Raw genomic sequence first — 13,213 nt, forward strand, 5'->3', positions numbered from 1 at the left:
TTATCCCAATCAATGGCTAACGCCTCACTAGACATAACAGATCATTCCTCTCATATTTTATATCTGATATTCTAGCAAAACTTTTTATCATAGACTAGGCAGAAATTCTTTGACGGTTACTAAAATTTGCCTTTCGTTCTACTGACCTTAACGAGATTAAAAAGACCCTTGCCTTTTTCGGCGTTGACCCAGAGGACGAAAACAATCAGAAGCGACTGCGTGATTTAGAAAACGGGCAATGCCTTATCAGTGATTTATATGGTCGTGTCGGTGTGATACAGTTCCACCCTGTTTTGAAGAATTGTTACACGCCTTTGATACTAGACCGCCTATGCGAAAAGAGGTGTAAGTGTGAAACCATCAATATTAAATAGAATAAAATCAAGCTGGACGCTGAAACGTCTAGGTAAGGTGGCAATGACAGTGGCTTTCACGCTTGTGATTGCCATTTTTCTTTTAGCCACACTTGGAACGGTGGTTCAAGCTGCGGGCTTAGTAGATGATACGGTCAATACAGCCAACGAATACAGTAAATATCCACTGGATAATTACCAACTGGACTTCTATGTAGACAATAGCTGGGGCTGGTTACCGTGGAACTGGTCGGACGGAATTGGAAAACAGGTTATGTATGGCTTATATGCCATTACAAATTTTATTTGGACGATTAGCCTATATGTTTCCAATGCAACAGGATTTTTGGTACAGGAAGCCTATTCCTTAGACTTCATTTCCGCAACTGCCGATTCCATCGGTAAGAATATGCAGACCCTTGCAGGAGTTACGCCTAGTGGATTATCAACAGAGGGATTCTATGTTGGATTCCTCTTAATCTTGATTTTGGTTCTTGGGATTTACGTTGCCTACACAGGACTGATTAAAAGAGAAACCACAAAGGCGATTCATGCCATAGTGAATTTTGTTATGGTCTTTATCCTATCGGCTTCCTTTATTGCTTATGCTCCCGACTACATTAAGAAAATCAATGACTTTTCATCAGACATCAGTCATGCCAGCTTATCACTGGGTACAAAAATTGTCATGCCCCATTCAGATAGTCAAGGCAAGGACAGTGTGGATTTGATACGTGACAGCTTATTTTCCATACAGGTACAGCAACCGTGGCTATTACTTCAATATAACAATTCGGATATTGAATCTATTGGGGTTGATAGAGTGGAAAGTTTGCTCTCAATCAGTCCAGATTCCAATAATGGCGAAGACAGAGAAAAAGTTGTTGTTGAAGAAATTGAAGACAGAAACAATACCAATCTAACCATCACAAAGACCATCAACCGCTTAGGTACTGTCTTCTTCCTCTTTGTCTTCAATATCGGGATTTCTATATTCGTATTCCTATTAACAGGAATCATGATTTTCTCGCAGGTACTTTTTATCATCTATGCCATGTTTCTACCTGTAAGCTTTATTTTAAGTATGATTCCGTCCTTTGATGGTATGTCAAAACGAGCCATTACCAAACTCTTTAATACTATTTTGACACGAGCTGGAATTACATTGATTATTACAACAGCCTTTAGTATTTCAAACATGCTCTATACCTTATCGACGGGTTATCCGTTTTTTCTCATTGCCTTTCTACAGATTGTAACCTTTGCAGGAATCTACTTCAAACTGGGTGATTTAATGAGTATGTTCTCCCTACAAAGTAACGATTCTCAAAGTGTGGGAAGTCGTATGATGAGAAAACCTCGTATGCTTATGCACGCTCACATGCACCGACTACAGCGTAAACTTGGACTCTCTATGACTGCTCTAGGAGCTGGCTCTGCCATTGCCAGTGCTTCTAAGAAAACAAAGTCGGGTTCGGGAAGTTCTGCGAGAACACAAGCAGATCACTCACGACCAGACAAACAGGAAAAAGCGTCGCTTGGAAAACGTGTCGGTCAAACATTCGGTACGGTGGCTGATACCAAAGATAGAATTGTGGACACTGCTGGCAATTTGAAAGAACAGGTTAAGGATTTGCCGACCAATGCAAGTTACGCAGTATATCAAGGAAAAACTAAAGTAATAGATAATGTCCGTGACTTGACAACCAGTATCTCACAAACCAAAGCGGATAGAGCCAGTGGTCGCAAGGAACAGCAGGAACAAAGACGAAAAACTATTGCGGAACGTCGGGCAGAAATGGAACAGGCCAAACAGAAAAAACAGCCTGCTTCTACAACTCATGCAAGACCTAGCACCAGACAGGAAACCCATGAGAAACCTACTACAGGACAGGAACAATTCCATGAGCATCCTACTGCTCGACAAGAGAAATCCCATAACAGAGAAACAATCGTACAGACTTCAAACAGGAAATCACAACAAGTAAAACAAGAGCGTCCTATTTTACGACATACATTCTGTACCAACTATGCAAATTTGGGTATGAACCCGAAAGCATTGCAGTACATCATGGGGCACGCAAATATAACCATGACATTGAACTATTACGCACACGCAACATTCGATTCCGCAATGGCAGAAGTGGAACGTTTGGAAAAAAGAAAACAACAGGAGCGTCTTGTTGCTTAGTAGTAGAAATGAATTTACTACTTATTTACCACTTTTTACAGCTAGCACATAAGGAAATATGCAAAGAAACGTGAAGTATCTACCGACAGTAAAAATGCTCGAAGCCCATTAGAATAAGGCTATAAGAGCATATAAGAATATATAAAAAGATAGTCAGAAATTTATACTATGTTTATTTTAGGGAAAGTGAAATAATAAGAGTTATAAATATAATTTGTGGAATAGTAATAATATACTATGGATTAAAGCTCGGATATAATTTTATTCAAATGATATAGATATTGCAATGGGGGTATAAAGTGGAATTTACTTTAGTATTAATAATATTTCCTGTAGCTGTAATTCTTTTATCTATGATAGTAACAGGAATAGTTAAGAAATTTTATATAATGCCTATAATTACATTCTTAATATTTTTAATTCTTACATATACTGTGTTTAATGAAAGTTTTTTTATTTGGGTAATAGTATATGCTATATTATCTTTAATAGTGAGTGTAACTATTAAATTTGTAGTAGAAAAAGATAATAAGAATAAAGTATAAAATAAAATCTCATAGAGGTTTTATTTTGTTTATTAGAGAATATATACTATATATAAATAAACAAAAAAATAATTGGGAGTGATAATATGCCTAAATTAGTAGCTATAACAGGAGCAGGTATATCTAAGGCTAGTAATATACCCACATTTGTTGAAATGGGAAATTTAAGAGATAAATTGAGTAGAGATTATTTTCATAAGAATCCAGAGGATTTTTATCAATCATTATTAGAGATGAAGAAATTAATAGATATAGCAGAGCCTAATGATGCTCATAAAGTATTATTTGAATATGATGTATCTATAATAACTATGAATATAGATGGTCTTCATTCAAAGGCAGGAAGTAAGGATGGGATAGAAGTCCACGGTAATTTAGATTTTGTTTATTGTAATAGATGTAATAAAGAATATGATTTTAACAAGGTATTGAAAGGTATTAAATGTCATAAGTGTGGAGAGATTTTAGATACTAATGTAGTTTTATATGGAGATAATATAAAAGATTTTCATAAAGCTATAGATTTAGTGGTATCTAGTGATAGAATATTGGTAATAGGAACTAGTTTTTATACATCTACGGTTAATTATCTAGTATCAATTGCAAGAACTAATGAGATACCTGTTGATATAATTAATGAACAAGCAGAGATTAATGTTAGAAAGTATTTAAAAGAACTTTTTCAATAAAATTAAATAGTAGGAAGTGAAATTATGGGCGAAGGATTTTTTAAAAGTATACAAGAGAATCCAATTATTGCTGCGGTGAATAATGAGGATAATTTAGAGAAAGCTATAGAGTCACCATCAAATATTATATTTCTTTTAACTGGTAATATATTCAATTTATCCTATATGGTAAATGCTATAAAGAATAATGATATGGATGTATATATTCATGTTGATTTAATTGAAGGTTTCTCTAAAGATATTGTAGCACTGGATTATATAAATAAAAATATAAAGCCTGATGGAATAATAACTACAAAAAATAATTTGATTAGATATGCTAAAAATATAGGAATATTTGCTATACAAAGATTATTTTTATTAGATTCTTTATCTTTAGAAACAGGAATAAAATCTATAAAATCTATGCGTCCTAATGCAATAGAATTACTTCCAGGAGTAATGCCTAAAGTAACTAAAATAATTCATGAAAAGACAAATGTACCAGTTATTACTGGAGGGTTAATAATGGATAAATCTGATGTTATAAATAGTCTTAGGGCTGGAGCTATTGGTATATCTACAAGCAAAGAAGATATCTGGTATATGTAAATAGTATAATTATTTGTTTTTATGACAATACTCATTTAAAAAGCTTTAAAGGGTGAGTATATGAGAATACCTAATCATATAGGAATAATTCCAGATGGAAATAGAAGATGGGCAGTTAGTCAAGGATACACAAAGGAAAAAGGATACAATCATGGATTAGAGCCAGGCTTAGAATTGTATAAATTATGTAAAAAGACTGGCATAAAGGAAATAACATATTATGGCTTTACGATGGATAATACTAAAAGACCTCCTACACAGACTAAGGCTTTTCAGAAGGCGTGTGTGGATTCAGTAAAAATGCTATTGAAAGAAGATGCTAATCTATTAGTAATAGGAAATAGCAGTTCTTCTATGTTTCCTAAAGAATTAGTAGAATATACTACTAGAAGAATCATAGGGAATGGTGGTATAAAGGTTAATTTTTTAGTAAATTATGGTTGGCAATGGGATTTAAAGAATATTATAGAGAATGAAAATAATAATATTCATAATAGGATTAAGTCAAATGATGTATCAAGAATAGATTTGATAATTCGATGGGGTGGAAGAAGAAGATTAAGTGGATTTTTACCGGTTCAATCAGTATACTCTGATTTTTATGTTATAGAAGAATTATGGCCTGATTTTAAAGAAGAACACTTTCATGAAGCACTTAATTGGTATGATAAACAAGATATAACTTTAGGAGGATAAAGTCTAGAAAAATCTAGGCTTTTTTTAAATACATACATATTGACAGTTATCTATGTGTATATTATGATAAACATATAGATGGATATAAATATATATTAGAAGGGAGGGTTATATGGAGGATAAAATAAGAATATTTAAAGCACTATCAGATAAAAATAGATTACTTATATTGGATATGTTATCCTGTGGTGAATTATGTGCTTGTGATATTATGGATGGACTTAATTTAACTCAGCCAACAATATCCCATCATATGAAAATATTACAAGAGGCTAATTTAGTAATAGGAGTAAAGAAGGGAAAATGGATGGTATATTCGATTAATAGAGATAAAGTAAAAGAATTAACATCATATATAAAAGAAGTTACATCTAATAAGGATAAATGTATATGTAAAAGTATAAAGAGCAGCTGTAGTATTGAAGAGTAAAAGAAAGGATGTTTTCTATGAGAATAATTATAGAAAAAAATGCAATAGAATTTATAAAAGAAAAGGGTGGAGCTGTCACTATAAGACATAGTAAAAAGGGATGATGTCATACAGGCACAGTAGATGTTCCTGGAATACATTTAGGAAAGCCAGAGAATAGTCTGGAAGACTATTTAGAGAAGAAAGAAAAAGATGTAATTATATATATAATCAAAAACATTAAATTAGCTGATGATGAAATTAAAATAAGTTTATCTAGACTTTTTAAATGTAAAAAGCTCAGTATAGAAGGAGTATTAGTTAATAAATAATAAGGGGGAATAATATGTCAGAAAATAATAATGGAGGATTAGATTTTTTTAGTAGATATTTAACTGTATGGGTTGCTATATGTATTATAGTGGGAGTTTTAATAGGACAATTTATATCTGTTATACCAGAATTTTTAAGCAATTTTGAATATGCCAATGTATCAGTACCAGTGGCAATATTGATATGGCTGATGATTTATCCAATGATGTTAAAGATAGATTTTTCAAGTATAGTAGAGGCTACCAAAAAACCTAAAGGATTAATTATAACATCAACAACTAATTGGCTCATAAAGCCCTTTACTATGTATTTGATAGCTGCATTTTTTTTAAAGATAGTTTTCCAGCAGTTAATACCTGCTAATTTAGCATCGGATTATTTAGCTGGTGCTGTACTACTAGGAGCTGCTCCTTGTACTGCAATGGTTTTTGTATGGAGTCATTTAACTGATGGGGATCCTGCGTATACATTGGTGCAAGTTGCAGTAAATGATTTGATATTATTAGTGGCGTTTACTCCTATAGTTGCTTTTCTGTTAGGAGTTAGTGATGTAGTAGTTCCTTATGATACTTTATTTTTATCAGTGGTTTTATTTGTGGTAATTCCTTTATTAGCAGGATATTTATCAAGGAAATATATAATAAAAAATAAAGGATTAGATTATTTTGAGGATGTATTTTTAAAGAAATTTGATAATGTAACTATTATTGGATTATTATTAACATTAATAATAATATTTTCTTTTCAAGGGGAAGTAATAATTAATAATCCTCTACACATTTTATTAATAGCAGTACCTTTAATAATACAAACATTTTTTATATTTACTATTGCATATGGTTTGGCTAAGGCATGGAAATTACCTCATAATATAGCTGCGCCGGGAGCTATGATAGGAGCAAGTAATTTCTTTGAATTGGCGGTAGCTGTGGCAATTTCATTATTCGGTTTACAATCTGGAGCAGCTCTAGCCACTGTGGTTGGAGTATTGGTAGAGGTACCATTAATGCTTACATTAGTGAAGATAGCAAATAAAACTGAACATTGGTTTGAATAGGAGGACAAATATGAAGAAGAAAGTAGCATTTGTATGTGTTCATAATTCTTGTAGGTCTCAAATGGCAGAAGGATGGGCTAAAAAATTAGGCAATGATGTAATTGAAGCTTATTCTGCCGGGACAGAGAAGTATCCAGAGGTTAAGCCTAAAGCAGTAGAAGTAATGGAGGAAGCAGGAGTGGATATGAGTGGACATAATCCGAAATTACTAAAAGGCATTCCTGAAGAAATAGATATATTAGTTACTATGGGTTGCAATGTAACATGTCCTTATATACCTAATAGTCATAGTGAGGATTGGGGTTTAGATGATCCCTCAGGAGGTACTATAGAAGAATTTAGAAAATCTAGAGATATGATTAAAGAAAAAGTAGATGATTTAATAAGAAGAATAAGAGATGAAGAACTATAAAAGAGCCTTTTGGCTCTTTTTATTATATTTAAGCATTAGGTATATTTGATTAAGTTAATACATAGGTATTATTAAATAGGTCGTGTCTATAGGACGAACTATAATATTTTATTTGGGAGGGGTATTATGTCAAATATGGCTATGTATTTAGCAGAATTTTTGGGGACATTAATCCTTATTTTATTAGGGGATGGAGTTGTGGCAAATGTTGTTCTTAAGAAAAACAAAGGAGAAGGCAGTGACTGGATAGTAATAGCCACTGGATGGGGACTAGCAGTGGCTATGGGTGTTTATGTAACAGGATGGGTTAGTGGAGCTCATATTAATCCAGCTGTTACAGTAGCTTTGGCAGCAATTGGAGACTTTTCATGGGATTTAGTACCAGGATATATAGCAGCACAAATGCTTGGAGCTTTTTGTGGTGCAGTATTAGTTTATTTAGCTTATAAGAAACATTTTGATGCTACAGAAGATAAAAATAGTAAATTGGGAGTATTTTGTACAGCTCCTGAAATAAGAAATATGAAATGGAATGTGATAACTGAAATAATAGGTACAGCTATGTTGGTAATAGGAGTTTTAGGAATAGGTCATGGAAATAATAATATGGGAGCACTGGGAGCATTAGTAACTGGTTTTCTTGTATGGTCTATTGGTTTAAGTTTAGGTGGACCAACAGGGTATGCTATAAATCCTGCTAGGGATTTAGGACCAAGAATTGCTCATGCATTATTACCTATAAAGGACAAGAGAGATTCTGATTGGGGATATGCTTTGGTACCAGTAGTAGCACCAATTATTGGTGGTATATTAGGAGGTTTTATATATAAATTCTTTTTAAATATGTGGATTTAAAGAAACTAATGTCTAATAAATTTAGAGGGGGAATATTAAATGAATAAAAAGTACATTTTAGCTTTTGACCAAGGCACGACAAGTTCGAGGGCAATATTATTTAATCATGAAGGACAGATATTAAAGACAGCTCAAAAGGAGTTTACTCAAATATATCCTAAAGCAGGTTGGGTTGAACATGATCCTATGGAAATATGGGGATCTCAAAGTGGAGTAGCTAGAGAAGTATTAGAAACAGCAGGAGTTCGACCTGAAGAAGTTGCAGCAATAGGAATTACAAACCAAAGGGAAACTACAGTGGTATGGGACAAAAATACTGGAAAGCCTATTTATAATGCAATAGTTTGGCAGTGTAGAAGAACTGCTAATATATGTGATGAATTAAAGGAAAAGGGATTGACTGAATATATAAGAAAAACTACTGGATTAGTAGTGGATGCTTATTTCTCTGGAACAAAAATAAAGTGGATATTAGATAATGTAGAAGGTTCTAGAGAGAAGGCTGAGAATGGAGATTTATTATTTGGAAATATAGATACATGGTTAATTTGGAACTTAACTCGAGGAAAGGTTCATGTAACTGATTATACTAATGCATCTAGGACCATGATTTATGATATAAAGAATTTAAGATGGGATGATAGATTATTAGAAGAATTAAAAATTCCTAAGTCAATGCTTCCAGAAGTTAAACAGTCAAGTGAGATATATGGATATACTGATTCTGAAACTTATGGAGGGGCAGAAATACCAATAGCAGGTATAGCAGGAGATCAACAGGCTGCTCTATTTGGTCAGGCATGTTATGAAAAGGGAATGGCTAAGAATACCTATGGTACTGGATGCTTCTTGCTTATGAATGCTGGGGAAGAAATGGTATTATCAGATAATGGATTGCTTACTACAATAGCTTGGGGGGTAGATGGTAAAGTTGAATATGCTCTTGAAGGAAGTATATTTATAGGTGGAGCAGTAATTCAATGGTTAAGAGACGAATTAGGTCTTATAAATGATGCAGCAGATAGTGAATATTTTGCTACAAAAGTTGAGGATTCTAATGGAGTATATTTAGTTCCTGCTTTTGTGGGATTAGGAGCACCTCATTGGGATATGTATGCTAGAGGTACAATAGTAGGATTGACTAGAGGTGCTAATAGAAATCATGTAATAAGAGCAGCTTTAGAATCTATAGCTTATCAAACTAGAGACGTATTGGATGCAATGGAAGCAGATTCTGGTGCAAAATTACAAGCATTAAAAGTAGATGGTGGAGCAGTTGCAAACAATTTCTTAATGCAATTTCAATCTGATATATTAGGAGCACCGGTACAAAGACCTGAAGTAACAGAAACTACAGCTCTAGGTGCTGCATACTTAGCAGGTTTAGCAGTAGATTTCTGGGAAAATAAAGAACAGATAGCTAAGAAGTGGAATGTAGATAGAACATTTACTGCTGATATGACTCATAAAGATAGAGAAAAATACTATAATGGCTGGAAAAAAGCAGTTAAGAGAAGTGAGGAGTGGGAAGAGGTAAAATAATCATAATCACAAATATAAAGCATAAAATATAGTATAAGAATAAACATTGGCTGGAGAATAAGGAGAGCCACGTTAATCAGAACCTACGAAAGTGGGTATGATTAACGTGGCTCTTTGTATTCCTAGAGGGGGGAGTAAAATGCATGATGTTACTATTATAGGTGCAGGTATAATAGGTACTTTCATAGCAAGGGAATTATCTAAATATCAATTAAATGTTTTACTTTTGGATAAAGAAAATGATGTTTCTAAGGGAGCAACAAGAGCTAATAGTGCAATAGTTCATGGAGGATATGATGCTAAGCCTGGGACTTTGATGGCAAAATTTAATGCTTTGGGTAATCCCATGTTTGATAAGGTATGTAAGGAATTAGGTGTACTTTTTGAAAGAATAGGGTCTTTAGTACTTGCTTTTGACAATGAAGATATGAAAACCATTAATGAACTTTTTCAACAGGGTATAGAAAATAGAATTCCTGGTATGGATATTTTGTTAGGGTCAGAAATTAGGAGAATGGAACCCAATATAAGTAGAAAAGTAATAGGAGGATTATATTCTAAGACTGCTGGGATAATAGGACCTTGGGAATTAGCAATAGCACTTACTGAAAATGCTGTGGACAACGGTGTGAAACTTTCATTAAATACAGAAGTTAGAGATATAGAATGTATAGGAAATAAACATAGATTGATAACTAATAAAGGAATGATAGATACAAAATATGTAATAAATTGTGCTGGTGTATATGCAGACAAGATAAATGATATGGTTTCTAATGATATTTTTAGCATAACTCCTAGAAGAGGAGAGTATTATGTCTTAGACAAAGGTACAGGAGGAGATTTTATAAATAAGGTGCTTTTTCAATGTCCTACCAAGTTAGGTAAGGGGGTTTTATTAACACCTACAGTTCATGGAAATATGTTAATAGGACCTAATGCTGAAGATTTAGAAGATAAAACCGCTACAGAAACAACTTATGAAGGGTTAGAATTTGTAAAAAAAGTATCAAATAAGAGTTCAGATAATATACCTTATAGTAAGAATATTAGAACATTTGCTGGATTAAGGGCTCAACCAAGTACTGGTGATTTTATAATAGGAGAAGCTAAGGATGCTAAAGGGTTTATAAATGTAGCTGGGATAAAATCTCCAGGATTATCTTCATCTCCAGCCATTGCAAAATATATAGTGGAGTTACTAGACCATATATTTGATGGATTGAAAATGAAAGAAGATTTTAATCCTATAAGGAAAAAACCTATAATATTTATGGAATTAAATGATGATGAGAAAAAAGAATTAATTAAAAAAGATAGTAGTTATGGAAGGATTATATGTAGATGTGAAATGATTACTGAAGGAGAGATTGTAGAAGCCATAAGAAGAAATCCTGGAGCCACTACAGTGGATGGTATAAAGCGTAGAGTTAGACCAGGAGCAGGACGATGTCAAGGAGGATTTTGTGGTCCTAGAGTGGTGGAGATATTAGCTAGAGAATTAGATGAAGAGCCTGAGAAAATTTTAAAGGATATGAAAGGATCTAATATATTAATAGAAAATACTAAGAATAATAATTTAGCCTATGAGGAGGTGTAAACATGATAGAATATGATATTGCAGTGATTGGAGGAGGACCAGCTGGTTTAGCAGCTGCAATAGAATCTAAAAAAAATGGTATAAATAATGTATTAGTAATAGAGAGAGATAGAGAACTAGGTGGAATTCTTCAACAATGTATACATAATGGTTTTGGTCTTCATGAATTTAATGAAGAATTGACAGGACCGGAATATGCTCATAGGTTTATTAAAGAATTAAAGAAAATGAGGATAGACTATAAGATTGATACTATGGTATTGAATATAGATGTTGACAAAAATATTAAAGCTATAAATACTGAAGATGGTTTTATGGAAATAAAATGTAAAGCTATAATATTGGCTATGGGATGTAGAGAAAGGACTAGAGATGCCTTGGCTATTCCAGGAAGTAGACCTGTTGGAATATTAACAGCTGGAACAGCACAACGATATATAAATATGGAAGGATATATGGTTGGCAAAAAAGTTTTTATATTAGGATCTGGGGATATAGGTCTTATTATGGCAAGGCGATTAACTTTAGAAGGAGCTGAAGTATTAGGCGTTGCAGAAATAATGTCCTATTCTGGAGGGTTAACTAGAAATATAGTTCAATGTTTAGATGATTATAATATTCCACTGTTTTTAAATCATACTATTATAAATATTGAAGGTAAAGATAGAGTAAAAGGAGTATGGGTTGCTAAGGTTGATGATAATAGAAAACCTATAAAAGGAACAGAGAAGTTTTATGAATGTGATACATTGCTTCTTTCTGTTGGATTAATACCAGAAAATGAATTGTCAAAAGATATTGGTATTAATATAGATAATAAAACTCAAGGTCCTATTGTAAATGAAGCTATGGAAACAAGTATTCCGGGAATATTTGCTTGTGGCAATGTGGTACATGTACATGATTTGGTTGATTATGTGACAGAGGAAAGTAGAAGGGCCGGTAAATTTGCAGCTAAATATGCAAAAGGCCTTATTGATGATTCAGGAAATATAATAAAAACTGAGGCAGATAGTGGGATAAGATATATAGTTCCTCAAAAATTAAGGATAAAAAATATAGATAAAAGTCTAAGATTATTTATGAGAGTTAGTGATATATATAAGAATGCCAAGCTCATAGTTAGAGCAAATGAGGAAATAATAGTTGATAAAAAAGAAAGACAATTGAATCCAGCTGAAATGATAATGATTGATATTGATGTAGAAAAAATTCCTTTTAATACGCGGACAATTACGGTGAAAGTTATAGGGGAGGGAAAATAGTGGATAGTAAAGAAATTATTTGTATAGTATGTCCTATAGGATGTAGACTATTAATAGAAAAAGATGAGAGTGAACAAATGGGATATAAAATATCTGGAAATAAGTGCAAAAGGGGATTTAATTATGGAATAAAAGAAATGACTAATCCTACTAGAGTAATAACTTCCACTGTAAAAATAAAATATGGACTTTTACCAAGACTTCCAATAAAAAGTGATGGAGAAGTACCTAAGGGTAAAATTCCTAGATGTATGGAAATTATAAATCAAGTTACTATACAAACACCAATATATATTGGTGATATAATAATACCAAATATATTAGATACTGGTATAAATATTATAGCCAGTAGGGATATGGAAACTTTTTAAAAACACTTGAAAAAATATTAATATAAAGTAATATATACATTAATAAATGTCGCTCTAACCCATCACTGAGGGAACAAGTTAGAGCGACATTTTTATTATATGCAAATCAAATGATGAGCCTATTTTTGGATTAGATCCTAAGTTAAGAAAAGAAGTAGCATCAATTATTAAGTCTATAGTGAATAAAGATAGATCAGCATTAATAATAACTTATGATATGGATTTTGCACAGAATGTATCAACTGACTGCTCCCACACCTAAAGGAGTGGAGTTCTAAACTACTAAAGGCTTCTCTATCAAAAG

At 32.8% G+C, this 13,213-nt stretch carries 13 protein-coding genes and 1 pseudogene; all 14 read left to right on the plus strand.

The genetic code is table 11. The annotated features are described in order from the left end of the window. Positions 1-119: 119 nt before the first annotated feature. Positions 120-349: pseudogene (locus tag GOQ29_RS02275) on the plus strand (ATP-binding protein); the annotation flags it as partial. A gap of 2 nt (positions 350-351) precedes the next feature. After that, a complete protein-coding gene (locus GOQ29_RS15200) occupies positions 352-2,544 on the plus strand; it encodes a CD3337/EF1877 family mobilome membrane protein (protein WP_484477051.1) in 2,193 nt (730 codons plus the stop codon). A gap of 299 nt (positions 2,545-2,843) precedes the next feature. Then, a complete protein-coding gene (locus tag GOQ29_RS02285) occupies positions 2,844-3,089 on the plus strand; it encodes a DUF2651 family protein (protein WP_203371012.1) in 246 nt (81 codons plus the stop codon). An 86-nt stretch (positions 3,090-3,175) separates the two neighbouring features. Continuing rightward, positions 3,176-3,778, plus strand: coding sequence for an SIR2 family NAD-dependent protein deacylase (locus tag GOQ29_RS02290; protein ID WP_203371013.1), 603 nt, complete (start codon positions 3,176-3,178; stop codon positions 3,776-3,778). Positions 3,779-3,802: 24 nt separating this feature from the next. Further along, on the plus strand, positions 3,803-4,369 hold the full coding sequence (locus tag GOQ29_RS02295; protein WP_203371014.1) for a glycerol-3-phosphate responsive antiterminator: 567 nt from the start codon (positions 3,803-3,805) through the stop codon (positions 4,367-4,369). 60 nt (positions 4,370-4,429) lie between these two features. Further along, positions 4,430-5,065 (plus strand): polyprenyl diphosphate synthase, encoded by a 636-nt coding sequence (gene uppS, locus GOQ29_RS02300; protein ID WP_203371015.1) that lies wholly within the window; start codon positions 4,430-4,432, stop codon positions 5,063-5,065. A 112-nt stretch (positions 5,066-5,177) separates the two neighbouring features. Continuing rightward, positions 5,178-5,495, plus strand: coding sequence for an ArsR/SmtB family transcription factor (locus GOQ29_RS02305; RefSeq protein ID WP_203371016.1), 318 nt, complete (start codon positions 5,178-5,180; stop codon positions 5,493-5,495). 325 nt (positions 5,496-5,820) lie between these two features. Then, positions 5,821-6,864 (plus strand): ACR3 family arsenite efflux transporter, encoded by a 1,044-nt coding sequence (arsB, locus tag GOQ29_RS02310; RefSeq protein WP_203371017.1) that lies wholly within the window; start codon positions 5,821-5,823, stop codon positions 6,862-6,864. Positions 6,865-6,874: 10 nt separating this feature from the next. Next, positions 6,875-7,276, plus strand: a complete 402-nt coding sequence (locus GOQ29_RS02315) for an arsenate reductase ArsC (protein WP_203371018.1) — start codon at positions 6,875-6,877, stop codon at positions 7,274-7,276. Positions 7,277-7,402: 126 nt separating this feature from the next. Beyond that, the gene (locus tag GOQ29_RS02320) at positions 7,403-8,131 is read left to right on the plus strand and encodes an MIP/aquaporin family protein (RefSeq protein WP_484477052.1); all 729 of its coding nucleotides are present in this window, start codon (positions 7,403-7,405) and stop codon (positions 8,129-8,131) included. 39 nt (positions 8,132-8,170) lie between these two features. Further along, positions 8,171-9,673 (plus strand): glycerol kinase GlpK, encoded by a 1,503-nt coding sequence (gene glpK / locus GOQ29_RS02325; RefSeq protein ID WP_203371019.1) that lies wholly within the window; start codon positions 8,171-8,173, stop codon positions 9,671-9,673. Positions 9,674-9,812: 139 nt separating this feature from the next. After that, complete coding sequence (locus tag GOQ29_RS02330; RefSeq protein ID WP_203371020.1) at positions 9,813-11,273, plus strand: NAD(P)/FAD-dependent oxidoreductase; 1,461 nt, start codon at positions 9,813-9,815, stop codon at positions 11,271-11,273. A 2-nt stretch (positions 11,274-11,275) separates the two neighbouring features. Beyond that, positions 11,276-12,538: an NAD(P)/FAD-dependent oxidoreductase gene (locus tag GOQ29_RS02335; protein ID WP_203371021.1), complete on the plus strand. Its 1,263-nt coding sequence runs from the start codon at positions 11,276-11,278 to the stop codon at positions 12,536-12,538. Then, positions 12,538-12,909 (plus strand): DUF1667 domain-containing protein, encoded by a 372-nt coding sequence (locus GOQ29_RS02340; RefSeq protein ID WP_350445957.1) that lies wholly within the window; start codon positions 12,538-12,540, stop codon positions 12,907-12,909. The genes GOQ29_RS02335 and GOQ29_RS02340 overlap by 1 nt, the downstream gene beginning before the upstream one ends. Positions 12,910-13,213 lie beyond the last annotated feature (304 nt).

The organism is Anaeromonas gelatinilytica (genome assembly GCF_016820635.1).
In the GTDB taxonomy this organism is placed as follows: Bacteria; Bacillota; Clostridia; order Tissierellales; family SIT17; genus Anaeromonas; species Anaeromonas gelatinilytica.

What these genes read in the sequence shown, in the direction of transcription:
- glpK (WP_203371019.1), top strand. Translation starts at nt 8,171, where the DNA reads ATGAATAAAAAGTACATTTTAGCTTTTGACCAAGGCACGACAAGTTCG.
- GOQ29_RS02290 (WP_203371013.1), top strand. Translation starts at nt 3,176, where the DNA reads ATGCCTAAATTAGTAGCTATAACAGGAGCAGGTATATCTAAGGCTAGT.
- GOQ29_RS02330 (WP_203371020.1), top strand. Translation starts at nt 9,813, where the DNA reads ATGCATGATGTTACTATTATAGGTGCAGGTATAATAGGTACTTTCATA.
- GOQ29_RS02295 (WP_203371014.1), top strand. Translation starts at nt 3,803, where the DNA reads ATGGGCGAAGGATTTTTTAAAAGTATACAAGAGAATCCAATTATTGCT.
- GOQ29_RS02320 (WP_484477052.1), top strand. Translation starts at nt 7,403, where the DNA reads ATGTCAAATATGGCTATGTATTTAGCAGAATTTTTGGGGACATTAATC.
- GOQ29_RS02335 (WP_203371021.1), top strand. Translation starts at nt 11,276, where the DNA reads ATGATAGAATATGATATTGCAGTGATTGGAGGAGGACCAGCTGGTTTA.
- GOQ29_RS02305 (WP_203371016.1), top strand. Translation starts at nt 5,178, where the DNA reads ATGGAGGATAAAATAAGAATATTTAAAGCACTATCAGATAAAAATAGA.
- arsB (WP_203371017.1), top strand. Translation starts at nt 5,821, where the DNA reads ATGTCAGAAAATAATAATGGAGGATTAGATTTTTTTAGTAGATATTTA.
- uppS (WP_203371015.1), top strand. Translation starts at nt 4,430, where the DNA reads ATGAGAATACCTAATCATATAGGAATAATTCCAGATGGAAATAGAAGA.
- GOQ29_RS02315 (WP_203371018.1), top strand. Translation starts at nt 6,875, where the DNA reads ATGAAGAAGAAAGTAGCATTTGTATGTGTTCATAATTCTTGTAGGTCT.